The organism is Bacteroides sp. AF32-8BH (genome assembly GCF_003435205.1).
Lineage (GTDB): Bacteria > Bacteroidota > Bacteroidia > Bacteroidales > Bacteroidaceae > Bacteroides > Bacteroides ovatus.
This window is the reverse complement of record NZ_QVLZ01000019.1, coordinates 1-15,776: the sequence shown is the minus strand read 5'-3', so window position 1 is coordinate 15,776 and position 15,776 is coordinate 1. Positions and strand designations below refer to the sequence as shown.

13 protein-coding genes are annotated in these 15,776 nt (G+C 42.2%); all 13 read left to right on the top strand.

Annotated elements, in window-relative coordinates; genetic code table 11:
• Window positions 1-78 precede the first annotated feature (78 nt).
• The 13 genes from DWZ47_RS14695 to rpmA all read left to right on the top strand — a co-directional run bounded on the left by DWZ47_RS14695 (window position 79) and on the right by rpmA (window position 15,700).
• Window positions 79-1,284, top strand: coding sequence for a hypothetical protein (locus DWZ47_RS14695; protein WP_004320882.1), 1,206 nt, complete (start codon window positions 79-81; stop codon window positions 1,282-1,284).
• A 23-nt stretch (window positions 1,285-1,307) separates the two neighbouring features.
• Entirely contained in the window at window positions 1,308-3,959 is a 2,652-nt protein-coding gene (locus tag DWZ47_RS14690; protein ID WP_117513656.1) for a TonB-dependent receptor plug domain-containing protein, read from the top strand.
• A 743-nt stretch (window positions 3,960-4,702) separates the two neighbouring features.
• Entirely contained in the window at window positions 4,703-5,623 is a 921-nt protein-coding gene (gene miaA / locus DWZ47_RS14685) for a tRNA (adenosine(37)-N6)-dimethylallyltransferase MiaA (protein WP_117513654.1), read from the top strand.
• Between the two features lie 58 nt (window positions 5,624-5,681).
• Entirely contained in the window at window positions 5,682-6,608 is a 927-nt protein-coding gene (locus DWZ47_RS14680) for a diacylglycerol/lipid kinase family protein (RefSeq protein ID WP_004301802.1), read from the top strand.
• 75 nt (window positions 6,609-6,683) lie between these two features.
• Window positions 6,684-7,484: a 3-deoxy-8-phosphooctulonate synthase gene (kdsA, locus tag DWZ47_RS14675; RefSeq protein WP_004304603.1), complete on the top strand. Its 801-nt coding sequence runs from the start codon at window positions 6,684-6,686 to the stop codon at window positions 7,482-7,484.
• A gap of 81 nt (window positions 7,485-7,565) precedes the next feature.
• Window positions 7,566-10,403 carry a M16 family metallopeptidase gene (locus tag DWZ47_RS14670; protein ID WP_004304602.1) on the top strand — a complete coding sequence of 946 codons (2,838 nt, stop codon included), beginning with the start codon at window positions 7,566-7,568 and terminating at the stop codon, window positions 10,401-10,403.
• Window positions 10,404-10,426: 23 nt separating this feature from the next.
• Window positions 10,427-11,920 carry a DUF5687 family protein gene (locus tag DWZ47_RS14665; protein ID WP_182281625.1) on the top strand — a complete coding sequence of 498 codons (1,494 nt, stop codon included), beginning with the start codon at window positions 10,427-10,429 and terminating at the stop codon, window positions 11,918-11,920.
• 38 nt (window positions 11,921-11,958) lie between these two features.
• Complete coding sequence (locus DWZ47_RS14660) at window positions 11,959-12,666, top strand: ABC transporter ATP-binding protein (protein ID WP_004301798.1); 708 nt, start codon at window positions 11,959-11,961, stop codon at window positions 12,664-12,666.
• A 25-nt stretch (window positions 12,667-12,691) separates the two neighbouring features.
• On the top strand, window positions 12,692-13,315 hold the full coding sequence (locus tag DWZ47_RS14655) for a C40 family peptidase (protein ID WP_182281624.1): 624 nt from the start codon (window positions 12,692-12,694) through the stop codon (window positions 13,313-13,315).
• A 26-nt stretch (window positions 13,316-13,341) separates the two neighbouring features.
• Window positions 13,342-14,226 (top strand): TraB/GumN family protein, encoded by an 885-nt coding sequence (locus DWZ47_RS14650; RefSeq protein WP_004309868.1) that lies wholly within the window; start codon window positions 13,342-13,344, stop codon window positions 14,224-14,226.
• 38 nt (window positions 14,227-14,264) lie between these two features.
• Entirely contained in the window at window positions 14,265-14,903 is a 639-nt protein-coding gene (locus DWZ47_RS14645) for an HAD-IA family hydrolase (protein ID WP_004309869.1), read from the top strand.
• Window positions 14,904-15,097: 194 nt separating this feature from the next.
• Window positions 15,098-15,415 carry a 50S ribosomal protein L21 gene (gene rplU, locus DWZ47_RS14640; protein WP_004316691.1) on the top strand — a complete coding sequence of 106 codons (318 nt, stop codon included), beginning with the start codon at window positions 15,098-15,100 and terminating at the stop codon, window positions 15,413-15,415.
• Between the two features lie 21 nt (window positions 15,416-15,436).
• A complete protein-coding gene (gene rpmA / locus DWZ47_RS14635; protein WP_004301792.1) occupies window positions 15,437-15,700 on the top strand; it encodes a 50S ribosomal protein L27 in 264 nt (87 codons plus the stop codon).
• Window positions 15,701-15,776: the final 76 nt, after the last annotated feature.

Sequence of the window (15,776 nt, the reverse complement as noted above, 5' to 3'; positions counted from 1 at the left end):
AGGTAGCAGGTAATGAACAACCTCTTTTCACAGCATCATTTCAAATCGTAAATCGTAAATTGTAAAATCGTAAATAAAATGCCAACTCTTGTCTGGAAGCTTCTCCGCCAACATATCAGTATCGGTCAATTAGCCGGTTTCTTTTTAGCCAACCTATTCGGCATGATGATTGTATTGCTTAGCGTACAGTTTTATAAAGATGTCATTCCGGTATTCACCGAAGGAGACAGCTTTATGAAAAAGGATTTCATCATAGCTACAAAGAAAATCAGTGCTCTCGGTTCTTTTGCAGGAAAGAGTAATACATTCTCTGCCGAAGAAATTGCGGATCTGAAAAAGCAACCGTTTACCAAAACAATAGGAGCTTTCACTCCTTCTCAATTCAAAGTTTCAGCAGGATTGGGAATGAAGGAAGCCGGTATTCATCTTTCCACAGATATGTTTTTTGAGTCTGTTCCCGATGAGTTTGTCGACATCAAACTCGATAAATGGCATTTCGATGAAAACACACATACCATACCCATTATCATTCCGCGCAACTATCTGAACCTTTATAACTTCGGTTTTGCGCAAAGCCGCAGCCTCCCCAAACTATCGGAAGGGTTAATGAGTCTGATTCAAATGGACATTATGATGCGTGGCAACGGACGGGTGGAACAGTACAAAGGAAACATTGTCGGTTTCTCCAATCGTCTGAATACGATTCTTGTTCCCCAGTCCTTTATGAAATGGGCTAATGAGAATTTCGCACCGAATGCAGAAGCCCAACCGGCACGATTGATTATCGAGGTTAGCAATCCGGCAGATTCCGCCATCGCCAGTTATTTTCAGAAGAAAGGATATGAAACGGAAGATGGTAAGCTGGATGCCGGAAAAACAACTTATTTCCTCCGTCTTATCGTAGGTATTGTATTGGGAGTGGGTTTATTTATCAGTATCCTTTCATTCTATATACTGATGTTGAGCATCTTCCTGCTTTTACAAAAGAATACAACCAAGCTGGAAAGTCTATTACTAATCGGATACAGTCCCAACAAGGTAGCATTGCCTTATCAGTTGCTCACGGTAGGATTGAACGTTATTGTGCTTGTATTATCCATCGGATTAGTCTCCTGGTTGCGCAGTTATTACATAGACAGTATCCGCATCCTATTTCCACAGCTGGAAACCGGATCATTATGGGCAGCAATCAGTATGGGTATTCTATTATTTATCGTTGTATCGGTGATTAACATACTGGCAGTAAAAAAGAAAGTGCTTTCGATCTGGATGCACAAATCATAGATGTAGAATCAAACACATAACGTATGAAAAACAAAACTACATTTTCTATCCATAGAGGCTTAATAGCTTTCTTTTTCGGAATACTGTCCTGTTTTGCCCCATTGTCAGGGCAAAACGTACAAGATACAATTATTGCGTATTTTAATCTACTGGAAAAAGTCCCACAGGAGAAACTCTACTTACATCTGGACAAGCCCTTTTATGGGGCAGGAGAAAAAATATGGTTCAAGGGATATCTGGTAAACTCTGTTACACATCAAGATAATACACAAAGCAACTTCATCATTACAGAGCTTGTCAACCGTTCCGACTCTATTGTAGAACGGAAAAAGATCCGTAGAGATTCATTGGGTTTTCATAATGCTTTCACCCTCCCTCCCACTCTCCCTGCAGGTGATTATTATTTGCGGGGATATAGCAACTGGATGCTTAATCAGGAACCGGAATTCTTTTATTCACGCAATCTGAAAATCGGTAATTCGATTGATAATACGATTGTTTCAAATATTGAGTATCAGCAAGAAGACGAATCACATTATACAGCCAAGGTAAGATTTACCAGCAATACCCAAGAGGCTTTCGGAAATACTGCCATCCGCTACCGCTACATTGAAAACGGAAAGATTAAAGATAAAGGTAAAAGAAAGACAGACGAGAATGGGTTGATTTCTATTTCCCTGCCGGATTTGAAGCCTATTGCCACACGCCACATTGAAGTAGAGTTCGATGATCCCCAATATATTTATAAAAAGACTTTCTATCTGCCTTCGTTTACAAAAGACTTTGATGTTAAGTTCTTCCCGGAAGGAGGTGCTCTCCTGACCGTTGCTCATCAGAATATAGCTTTCAAGGCTCAAGGATCGGATGGCTTTTCTACAGAAATAGAAGGATTCCTGTTCGATGCCAACGGAGACACATTGACAGCTTTCCGCTCGGAGCATGACGGCATGGGAGTTTTCACACTGAATCCGACTGTGGGAAACTCTTACTATGTGATTGCCAAATCCGGTGACGGTATCAGTAAACGATTCGACCTCCCAGCTGTAGAAGAAAAAGGAATCACACTTTCCATGACACATTATAAAAAGGAAATCCGTTACGAAATCCAGAAAACAGAAGCTACCGAATGGCCTCAAAAGTTATTCTTGATTGCGCACACTCGTGGAAAGCTGGTCATCCTGCAGCCAGTCAGTATCGACAGGACTTTTGGAAGAATGAACGACAGTTTATTCAACGCAGGCATCACCCATTTCATGCTGATCGACCAACAGGGCAACGCACTTAGCGAACGCCTGGTTTTCATACCCGACCGGAATCCGCATCAATGGCAAATTCTTGCAGATAAGCCGACATACGGAAAAAGAGAAAAGGTATCCCTGCAAATTTCAGCAAAAGACGATAACGGTACTCCGGTAGAAGGTAGTTTTTCCATCAGCATTACCGACAGAAAGAGTATCCGCCCGGATTCGCTTGCTGACAATATCGTATCGAATTTTCTATTGACCTCCGACTTAAAAGGATATGTAGAAAATCCCGGATATTATTTTTTGCAGCAAGACCTCCGGACTCTCCGCACGGTAGACTTCCTGATGATGACGCACGGATGGCGCAGACACCATATCCAGAATGTACTGACTGCACCTTCAATGAACCTCACCAACTATATGGAAAAGGGGCAAACTATCAGCGGACGTATCAAAGGTTTCTTTGGAGGTAACGTTAAGAAAGGACCTATTTGTATTCTGGCTCCCAAACAGAACATCATCGCCACTACCACCACAGACGAAAAAGGAGAGTTTATCGTGAACACATCTTTCAGAGATAGCACGACTTTCCTTGTTCAGGCACGTACCAAAAGAGGATTTGCTGGAGTGGACATCGTGATTGACACTCCTCAATACCCGGCAACTTCGCACAAGTCTCCTTTCCATGATGGAACAGCAACGTTTATGGAAGATTATTTGCTCAACACCCGCGACCAATATTACATGGAAGGTGGAATGAGAGTGTACAATCTGAAAGAAGTGGTAGTCACTGGAAGTCGTAAAAAGGCCAGTTCAGAAAGTATTTACACAGGAGGTATCAACACCTACACGATCGAAGGGGACAGACTGGAAGGATTCGGTGCACAAACAGCTTTTGATGCAGTCACCAGACTTCCGGGCATTAGCGTGACAAATGGAAATGAAATACATATCCGCAACAATCCCGAGCAACCTGTCATTGTTGTTGACGACGTGGTGTATGAAGACGATAACGACATCCTGACCATGATACAAACCAGTGATATGTCGAGCTTGAGCCTTCTTCGCGGTGCCGATGCAGCGATCTTAGGTTCCCGCGGTTCGGCAGGTGCTATCGTTATTACGCTGAAAGACGGCAAAGATATCCCGGCAAGACCGGCACAGGGCATTATCACATGTACTCCACTGGGGTACAGCGACTCGGTCGAGTTCTATCATCCTACTTATGATACGCCTGAAAAGAAGAATGACCAACGCTCGGATTTACGAAGTACGATCTATTGGAATCCTACCCTTCAACTGGATGCTAATGGAAAAGCAACCATCGAATACTATACTCCGGACAGCACTGCACCGGAAGATATAACCATAGAAGGCGTGGATAAAAACGGAAAGGTATGCCGGATAGTACAAACGATCAACAACAGATAAATGTGGAAAAGATTTTGAATGTCAGGTTTATAGACTTACGCAAGTAAGCACAACTCTATTAAGGCACCTTTATCTTTATTCTATCAAGCAGGTATACATCTGTTAAGCTACCGATATCATTCATTCACCACGGCCGTGGTGAGATCTTCCCACGGCCGTGGAGAACTAACAAGAGTGGTACTTTAGCTGAACAATAAAGGCACTCTAGCTGAACAATGCCAGTATCTTTAAGCTACTTTACCCGTATCTCCGTGTTATTCTATCAGCATACTAGAGTTATCACACCTGATTTTTCAACACAACCTTAGTGGTAATATAACGTAAAAACATACAGATATACAGAAGTTATCACAAAAATAGCATCATGATAAAAAAGGAGATAAACAACTGTTTATCAAATAGCTATACTATTTAATCAGCAAAAACAAAGCTGACAATAAAAAACAAGACCTTTATTGTCAGCCTATTGTCAGCTCCTATCATCAGCCATATTCCGCTAAAAATCAAAAGATTAGCCACTACCCTGACAGATTGACAATAAAAACAACACAAATATTATAGTAGATAATATCAGATGGCGGTATTCTCATACACTTCATTATTATTAGATTGAATACCACCAATTAGAGGTTAAAATGCAAATTAACCTTCCCTATCCCCTTATTAATCTTGATAAAAAAGCGATTGAATACCAAACAGGTTAAAAATATTTCGTAATTTTGCAGATATAAAAGAATGAAGCTATGCCGGACTATGATTTAATCGCCATACTCGGACCTACAGCCTCGGGTAAAACTCCCTTTGCCGCTGCCTTGGCCTATGAACTCAACACAGAAATTATCAGTGCCGATTCCCGTCAGATATATAGAGGAATGGATCTCGGTACAGGAAAAGATTTGGCCGACTATACCGTAAACGGACGTACAATCCCCTATCATCTGATTGACATTGCAGACCCCGGATATAAATACAATGTGTTTGAATATCAACGTGATTTCTTGAATTCTTACGAAAGCATCAAACAAAAAGGCTGTCTTCCCGTTTTATGTGGAGGGACAGGTATGTATCTGGAATCCGTGTTGAAAGGATATAAACTGATGCCCGTACCGGAAAATCCGGAATTGCGTAACCGTTTGGCAAATCATTCGCTGGAAGAGTTGACGGAAATGCTAAGTCAATACAAGGCTTTGCATAACTCCACCGATGTGGATACCGTGAAACGGGCGATACGGGCGATAGAAATTGAAGAGTATTATGCAGCCCATCCGGTTCCCGAAAGGGAATTCCCGGAACTGAACAGTCTCATCATCGGAGTGGACATTGACCGGGAACTGCGCCGTGAAAAGATCCCCCGCCGATTGAAACAACGATTGGATGAAGGAATGGTGGACGAGGTAAGACGATTGATCGAACTGGGAATTGCACCGGACGATCTCATCTACTATGGACTGGAATACAAATACCTGACATTATACGTCATAGGCAAACTGACTTATGAAGAAATGTTCAACGGTTTGGAGATAGCCATCCATCAGTTTGCCAAGCGACAAATGACCTGGTTCCGCGGCATGGAAAGAAGAGGATTTACGATCCATTGGATGAATGCAGAGCTGCCGATGGAAGAAAAGATAGCTTTTGTAAAAGAGAAACTGCAAGGGAATTAGTATCTTTGGCAGTTATTATAGTGCGATTTTTAATACACAATAGGATAGATAAACAAATATGAGTGTAGAACCGAAGAAATGGGGAGTGATTTACAACCCCAAAGCTGGTACCCGAAAGGTAAAGAAGCGCTGGAAAGAAATTAAGGAGTACATGGACAGTAAAGGTGTAGACTATGACTATGTACAATCCGAAGGTTTCGGTTCGGTAGAGCGTCTCGCTAAAATCTTGGCCAACAATGGTTATCGCACGATTGTCATTGTGGGAGGTGATGGGGCATTGAACGATGCCATCAATGGCATTATGCTATCCGATGCCGAAGACAAAGAGAACATCGCCCTCGGCATGATTCCGAACGGTATCGGAAATGACTTCGCCAAATATTGGGGACTTAGTACCGAATACAAGCCGGCTGTCGACTGTATCATCAATCATCGGTTGAAGAAAATAGACGTAGGCTACTGCAACTTCTACGACGGAAACGAACACCAGCGCCGCTATTTCCTCAATGCCGTTAATATCGGACTGGGAGCACGAATCGTCAAAATCACCGATCAGACCAAACGTTTCTGGGGTGTGAAGTTCCTTTCATACGTTGCCGCCCTGTTCTCCCTCATCTTCGAACGGAAACTTTACAGAATGCATCTCCGCATCAATGATGAACATATCCGCGGACGCATCATGACCGTATGTATAGGAAGTGCCTGGGGATGGGGACAAACTCCCAGTGCCGTTCCATACAACGGATGGCTGGATGTATCTGTAATCTACCGCCCGGAATTCCTGCAAATTATTTCCGGGCTATGGATGCTGATTCAGGGAAGAATCCTGAATCACAAAGTGGTGAAAAGCTACCGGACGAGAAAAGTAAAGGTACTCCGGGCACAGAATGCAGCGGTGGATTTGGACGGGCGTTTGTTGCCTAAACATTTTCCTTTAGAAGTAGGCGTGCTCCCGGAAAAGACAACGCTTATCATCCCCAACTAATCAGGATCACTCCACCCAAGGAGAGAAACATATACTCACAATCTAATTGATAATTTGTAATTGGTAAATAATAAAATGATAGAACTTAAGAACAACCCCGCCGGCAACTTTTTCCTGTTGGCCGGTCCGTGTGTGATAGAAGGTGAAGAAATGGCAATGCGCATTGCCGAACGAGTAGTAAAGATCACCGAAGCACTGCAAATACCTTATGTATTCAAAGGTTCTTACCGTAAGGCAAACCGCTCACGTCTGGATTCGTTTACCGGCATTGGCGATGAGAAAGCACTCAAAGTATTGAGAAAGGTACATGAGACTTTCGGAGTCCCCACCGTAACCGATATCCATACTGCAGATGAAGCTGCAATGGCAGCCGAATACGTGGACATACTTCAAATCCCAGCTTTTCTTTGTCGCCAGACCGACTTGTTGGTTGCCGCAGCCAAAACCGGAAAAACGATTAACATCAAGAAAGGACAGTTCCTTTCACCGCAGGCAATGCAGTTTGCTGCCGACAAAGTGGTGGAAGCCGGAAACAAGAATGTGATGCTTACCGAACGTGGAACAACTTTCGGCTATCAAGATCTTGTTGTAGACTACCGTGGTATCCCCGAAATGCAGTCATTTGGCTATCCGGTGATTCTGGATGTCACTCACTCCTTGCAGCAACCCAACCAAACCAGTGGGGTAACGGGAGGAATGCCGCAGTTGATAGAGACTGTCGCCAAAGCAGGTATCGCCGTAGGTGCCGACGGAATATTCATCGAAACACATGAAAACCCTGCCGTAGCCAAAAGCGATGGTGCCAATATGTTAAAGTTAGACCTTCTGGAAGGACTGTTAACTAAGCTAGTCAGGATACGGGAAGCTATAAAATAACTCTTTTCCCTGTCTATTTGTGATTTACAACCAAGCACAACGACAAATAACACAGAAATATTTATTTAAACTAAATAGAACATGAAACATTTATTACGTGGATTATTTATTGCAGTCCTTTTTATATGCTGCAATTTCCAGCTCGTACTTGCACAACCCATGCAAGAATTACCTGTGGACAAGAATGTTCGCATCGGTAAACTAGACAACGGGCTTACCTATTACATTCGCCACAACGCCCTTCCCGAAAAACGAGTTGAATTCTACATCGCCCAGAAAGTAGGTTCCATTCTTGAGGAACCGCAACAACGTGGTCTGGCTCACTTTCTGGAGCACATGGCTTTCAACGGAACAAAGCACTTCCCAGGTGATGAAACCGGACTTGGCATCGTGCCCTGGTGTGAAACAAAAGGTATCAAATTCGGCACGAACCTGAATGCATATACCAGTGTCGACCAGACGGTGTACAACATCAGCAACGTACCAACTGAAAATATAAACGTGGTAGACTCTTGTCTGCTGATTCTTCACGACTGGTCGAGCGCTATCAACCTTGCCGACAAGGAAATTGACAAAGAGCGTGGCGTTATCCGCGAAGAATGGAGAAGCCGCAACAGTGGTATGCTTCGCATCATGACTGATGCACAGTCGACTCTGTATCCGGATTCTAAATATTCAGACTGTATGCCTATCGGAAGTATTGATGTTATCAACAACTTCCCTTATCAGGATATCCGCGATTATTATGCGAAATGGTATCGTCCGGACTTACAAGGAATCGTTATTGTAGGTGATATCAATGTAGATGAAATTGAAGCTAAACTGAAAAAGGTATTTGCAGATGTAAAAGCTCCGGTAAACCCGGCCGAACGTATCTACTATCCAGTGGCAGATAATCAGGAACCGCTGATCTATATCGGTACAGACAAGGAAGTGAAGAATCCTTATGTGAACATCTTCTTCAAACAAGACGCTACACCGGATTCTTTGAAAAACACCATTGCTTATTATGCTACTCAATATATGGTCAGCATGGCTATGAATATGCTGAACAACCGTTTGAATGAACTCCGTCAAACCGCTAATCCTCCTTTCACTAGCGCAAGCGCAGAATATGGAAACTATTTCCTTGCCAAGACTAAAGAAGCACTCGCACTTGATGCAAGCAGCAAAATAGACGGTATCGATTTAGCAATGAAAACTGTTTTGGAAGAAGCGGAACGTGCACGCCGCTTCGGATTTACCGCATCAGAATATGAACGCGCACGCGCCAACTATTTGCAAGCCGTAGAATCTGCTTACAACGAACGTGAAAAGACTAAAAGTGGTTCTTACGTCAACGAATACGTTAACAATTTCCTTGAAAAAGAACCGATTCCGGGAATAGAAGTTGAATATACACTGGTAAACAAACTGGCTCCGAATATCCCTGTAGAAGCTGTCAATCAGGTGATGCAACAACTAATCACTGACAACAATCAGGTGGTTTTGCTGGCCGGTCCGGAAAAAGAAGGAGCAAAATACCCTACTAAAGAAGAAATTGCTGCTTTATTGAAACAAATGAAGTCATTCGATCTGAAACCTTATGAAGATAAAGTTTCTAACGAACCGCTGATCTCTGAAGATATTAAAGGCGGCAAGATTGTTTCTGAAAAAGCTGGTGAAATCTATGGTACGACTAAGTTGGTACTTTCCAACGGCGTAACCGTATATGTGAAACCAACTGATTTCAAGGCTGACCAGATTGTAATGAAAGGTGTAAGCTTTGGTGGTACCAGCGTATTCCCGAACGAAGAAATTATCAATATCTCTCAATTAAACGGAGTAGCTCTAGTAGGTGGAATCGGTAATTTCAGCAAAGTAGATCTGGGTAAAGCTTTGGCTGGCAAACGTGCAAACGTAGGTGCGGGTATCGGCAACACTACGGAAACTGTTTCCGGTAGCTGTGCCCCGAAAGACTTTGAGACAATGATGCAGCTTACTTATCTGACTTTCACATCTCCGCGTAAGGATAACGAAGCATTCGAATCTTACAAGAACCGTTTGAAAGCTGAACTTCAAAATGCGGACGCTAACCCGATGACTGCTTTCAGTGACACTATTACAAGCGTACTATACGGTCACCATCCACGTGCTATCAGAATGAAAGAAAACATGGTAGACCAGATCGACTATGACCGTATTCTTGAAATGTACAAAGACCGCTACAAAGATGCAAGTGACTTCACTTTCTTCCTGGTAGGAAACGTAGACTTGGCTACAATGAAACCGTTAATCGCTAAATATCTGGGAGGTCTGCCATCTATCAACCGTAAAGAGACTTTCAAAGATAACAAGATGGATATCCGCAAGGGAGAGATCAAAAATGTATTTGCAAAGGCACAGGAAACTCCGATGGCTACCATCATGTTCCTTTATAGCGGCACTTGCAAATATGACTTGCGCAACAATGTCCTGCTTAGCTTCTTAGATCAGGCTCTGGATTTGGTTTACACTGCTGAAATCCGTGAAAAAGAAGGAGGTACATACGGTGTAAGCTGTAACGGAAGTCTTGGTAAATACCCGAAAGAGGAACTTGTTCTTCAGATTGTATTCCAAACTGACCCTGCCAAGAAAGATAAATTGTCTGCTGTTGTTGTAGAACAACTTCACAAAATGGCAAAAGAAGGTCCGTCTGCCGAACACATGCAGAAGATCAAAGAATATATGCTGAAGAAGTATAAAGACGCCCAGAAAGAAAACGGCTACTGGCTTAATAATATGGACGAATACCTCTACACGGGTGTGGATAATACAAAAGACTATGAAAAGTTGGTCAACAGCATCACAGCAAAAGAAGTGCAAGACTTCCTCGCCAAATTGCTGAAACAGAACAACGAAATTCAAGTCATCATGACCGTGCCGGAAGAAAACAAATAAAAATTCTCTAGTATATCTACTGAATGATGATATTCAACGAATTACGCAAACATGGAAGGCTTGCCGCCAAACGGCATCCGATGTATGAAAAGAACAAAGTTGCTAAAATATTCGGTTATGTCATGGGCGCATTCTGGGCCGGTTACCTGATATTCTTTGGTACGACGTTCGCGTTCGGATTTTCTGATATGGTTCCCAACCGGGAACCATATCATGTGATGAACGCAGTGGTTCTGATCTTTATCCTGGCACTGGACTTTCTGTTGCGTGTTCCGTTTCAAAAAACACCGACGCAGGAGGTAAAACCTTACCTCCTGCTGCCGGTTAAACGAATTCGTGTCATCGACTTCTTACTGATCCGCTCGGGACTAAGCCTGTTCAACTTGTTCTGGTTGTTTCTGTTTGTCCCTTTTTCCTTCATCACTATTACCAAGTTTTTCGGTATCCCCGGTGTCATCACCTATCTTATCGGTATCTTGCTATTGATTATTGCCAATAATTACTGGTACTTGCTTTGCCGCACTCTTATCAACGAACGTATTTGGTGGATTCTATTACCTATCGCTTTCTACGGTGGAATAGGCTGCCTTCTTTTTATTCCCGAAGATAGTCCTCTCTTCTATTTCTTCATGGATCTGGGAGACGGATACATACAGGGCAACATTCTCTATTTTCTCGGCACCATACTTGTGATTGCCATTTTATGGTTGATTAACCGCAAGATCATGTCCGGACTTATCTATGTAGAGCTGGCAAAAGTAGAAGATAGCCAGATTAAACATGTCTCCGAATATAAATTCTTCGAACGCTACGGGGAAGTTGGCGAATATATGAGGCTGGAACTGAAAATGCTTTTACGCAACCGCCGCTGCAAAGGTGCATTACGCAATATCGCAATTGTAGTGGTGGCTTTCTCCGTCGCACTTAGCTTTTCCAGTGTCTACGACGGGAATTTCATGACTTCTTTCATCTGTGTATACAACTTTGCCGTATTCGGAATGATTATCCTTTCACAGATTATGTCATTCGAAGGTAATTACATTGATGGCCTGATGTCTCGTAAAGAATCAATTATGAGTCTACTGAAAGCCAAATATTACACATACAGCATTGGCGAAATCATACCTTTCATACTCATGATTCCCGCCATCATCATGAATAAACTCACTTTACTGGGCGCCTTCGCCTGGTTTTTCTATACCATCGGCTTTATTTATTTCTGTTTTTTCCAACTGGCTGTCTACAACAAACAGACGGTCCCCTTAAACGAGAAAGTGGCAAGCCGACAAACGAATAGCGCTATACAGATGGTGGTTAATTTCGCTGCTTTCGGTGTGCCTCTCATCTTATACAGTCTATTAAATGCATTTTTAGGTGAAACAATCACTTACATTATTCTGTTAGTTGTCGGTCTCGGATTTACCCTGACTTCTCCTTTATGGATTAAAAATGTATATCATCGTTTCATGAAACGGCGATACGAAAACATGGAAAGCTTCAGAGACAGCCGCCAATAAACGCTCATGAATCATTAACCATATAAACATTGAAGATCATGATTATCATTGACAAACTTAAAAAGAATTTCGGTGAGAAGATTGCCGTAGACATAGAACACTACGAAATCAATCAAGGCGATATGCTCGGATTGGTGGGAAACAACGGTGCCGGTAAAACAACTCTCTTCCGAATCATGCTGGATCTGTTAAAAGCAGACGATGGTAAGGTGATTATTAATGATATTGATGTCAGCCAAAGCGAAGACTGGAAAAGCATTACCGGTGCTTTCATTGACGATGGTTTTCTGATTGATTATCTCACTCCGGAAGAATATTTCTATTTTATCGGAAAGATGTACGGACTAAAGAAAGAAGAAGTGGACGAACGTCTGATTCCTTTTGAACGTTTTATGAGTGGAGAAGTGATCGGGCACAAGAAGCTAATCCGTAACTACTCCGCAGGTAACAAGCAAAAGATCGGAATTATTTCTGCCATGCTTCATTACCCGCAATTACTGATACTGGACGAACCATTCAACTTTCTCGATCCAAGTTCTCAGTCTATCATCAAACATCTGCTCAAGAAATATAATGAGGAGCATCAAGCTACGGTTATCATATCCAGTCACAATCTCAATCATACCGTAGATGTATGTCCGAGGATTGCTTTATTGGAACACGGTGTCATCATCCGGGATATTATCAACGAGGACAACTCCGCAGAGAAAGAACTGGAGGATTATTTTAATGTAGAAGAAGAGTAAACGGTAAATAGGAAATGATAAAATAATGAAGGGTAAGTATCCATCCTTACTAAAATTATTGCATAAACTAATTATGATGAGATATATAACAGAAAAGTCTGATACCCATAAGTCTAGTATAAAGAAACCTGATAGAAAGAAAAGATACTTCCTGCAATTCATCCTTTTATTAGGACTGATTGCCAGCCTTAGTTCCTGCCGCACTTCCGCACCCCGGCTGGATTATCAAGCATTGGCACGAGCTTCTATATTGTTGGGGGTAGATATTAATATGGAGGATAACCATAAGCTCTATCTGGAAGCAGCCGACTGGATAGGGGTTCCCTATCGTGGTGGAGGTGATTCGAAACGAGGAGCCGACTGTTCGGGATTAGTTTATCAAGTGTACCGTAAGGTATACCGCACCCAAGTGCCGCGTAACACGGAAGATCTAAAAAAAGAAAGTAATAAAGTCGCCAAACGGAATCTCCGGGAAGGAGACTTGGTATTCTTCACCAGCAGTCGTTCAAAAAATAAAGTAGCTCATGTAGGCATTTACCTCAAAAACGGTAAGTTTATTCATTCCAGCACCAGTAAAGGAGTGATCGTCAGCAACTTGAACGAAAACTATTATACCAAACACTGGATAAGCGGCGGCAGGATACGTTAATTATCAACTTCTAATGATATAAAATTATGAAATCATTCATCGGAGCAGTTCTATTTATTTGCGTGGCATTCAGCGCCAATGCACAGCTTTTATGGAAAGTGTCCGGCAACGGACTGAACCAACCTTCCTACATCATAGGCACTCACCATCTAGCACCGTTCAGCATCATGGATAGCATTGCCGGACTTAAAAAGGCTATGAATGAAACTCAACAAGTATATGGAGAGATAAAAATGTCGGAAATGCAATCGCCTGCCACCATGGAAAAGATGCAAAAGGCAATGATGATTGAAAGTGATACCACGCTAAACTCTCTCCTTTCTCCGAAAGACTTTGAGACTGCTAATAAATTCTGCAAAGAAAACCTGATGGTAGATTTAAATATGGCTCCGAAGCTAAAACCTGCCTTCTTATTAAATAATGTAGTGGTGATGGCTTACGTAAAACATATAGGGAAATTCAACCCGCAAGAGCAACTCGACACATTCTTTCAAAGTCAAGCCATCCAAAACGGAAAAAAGGTGGACGGACTGGAAACTGCAGAATTCCAATTCAACCTGCTTTTCAATGGCAGTTCACTACAACGGCAAGCACAACTATTAATGTGCACTCTTAACCATATAGAGACTGAAGTAGAAAACCTGAAAAAGCTCACAAACGCCTACATGAACCAAGATCTGAACACCATGCTTAAAATCAGCGAAGAGCGTAAAGGCGATCAATGTGACGCACTTCCCGGCGAAGAAGATACCATGATTTACAACCGTAATAAAGCATGGGCTGAAAAACTACCGGCAATCATGAAGGCTGCCCCGACTTTTGTTGCAGTAGGCGCCCTGCACCTCCCCGGAGAAAAAGGATTATTAAACTTACTAAAAAGACAAGGATACACAGTAGAAGCTGTGAAATAAGAAAAGTATTTAGTACTTTTGCGGAAAAGTTTTCCCCAATGAACTACAAAACCTATTTATTCGATTTCGACTACACACTAGCCGATTCGTCGCGTGGTATCGTTAAGTGTTTCAGAATTGTGCTTACCCGGCATCAGTATTTAACCGTTACTGATGAAGCTATCAAGCGTACAATCGGCAAAACATTGGAAGAATCATTCAGTATCCTTACCGGAATTACCAACCCGGCACAGCTGGAGGCCTTCCGGCAGGAGTACAGACTGGAAGCTGATGTACACATGAATGTAAATACCCGTCTTTTTCCCGACACATTGTCTACACTGAAAGAATTGAAGAAACGGGGTGCCCGCGTCGGAATTATCTCTACCAAGTATCGTTTCCGGATATTGAGTTATCTGGAAGAATTTCTGCCTAAAGATTTTCTTGATATAGTAGTGGGAGGAGAAGATGTAAAAGCACCGAAACCTTCGCCGGAAGGAGTTAAATTTGCATTGGAACATCTGGGAAGTAGCCCCGAAGAGACATTGTATATTGGAGATAGCACCGTAGATGCCGAAACAGCGCAGAATGCAGGAGTCGATTTTGCAGGTGTGCTGAACGGAATGACAACGGGAGAGGAACTTCGTGTTTATCCACACAAAATCATTATGCAGAATTTAGGAGAATTAGTCCAATAGGCTACAATGAGAGCTAAAATGCTCATTTATTTGCCGTAATCATTTTATCTCCTATAAAAAATAAAAGAAATATTTGTCGGGAACGAATAAAAATAGTACTTTTGTGCCCGATTATTCCGCAACGGGTTCGATAAAGAGTTCTTTAAGTGATTAAAGACCACCCGCCGGAGCTAACTTATACATTTATATATAAGATGTACGCAATTGTAGAGATTAACGGTCAGCAATTTAAAGCAGAAGCTGGTCAAAAGTTGTTCGTTCACCACATCGAAGGTGCAGAAAACGGTTCAACAGTAGAATTTGAAAAAGTTCTTTTGGTAGACAAAGACGGAAACGTAACAGTAGGTGCTCCTACCGTAGAAGGCGCTAAAGTTGTTTGCCAGGTTGTTTCAAACTTGGTTAAAGGCGACAAAGTTCTTGTTTTCCACAAGAAAAGAAGAAAAGGACACAGAAAACTGAACGGCCACCGTCAACAGTTCACTGAATTAACAATTACAGAAGTAGTAGCTTAATCAATTAAAAAGTAAGAAGAAATGGCACATAAGAAAGGTGTCGGTAGTTCTAAGAACGGCCGCGAATCACAAAGTAAAAGATTAGGCGTTAAGATATTTGGTGGCGAAGCTTGCAAAGCAGGTAACATCATCGTTCGTCAAAGAGGTACTGAATTCCACCCGGGTGAAAACATCGGAATGGGTAAAGACCACACTCTTTTCGCTTTAGTAGATGGTACAGTTAGCTTCAAAGTTGGCAAAGAAGACAGAAGATATGTTTCTGTTGTTCCTGCTACTGAGGCATAATTGCACAACTGAAAATATTTAAGAGAAGAGGTTGTGTCAAAACGTTGGCACAACCTCTTTTATATTTTACAGTTCT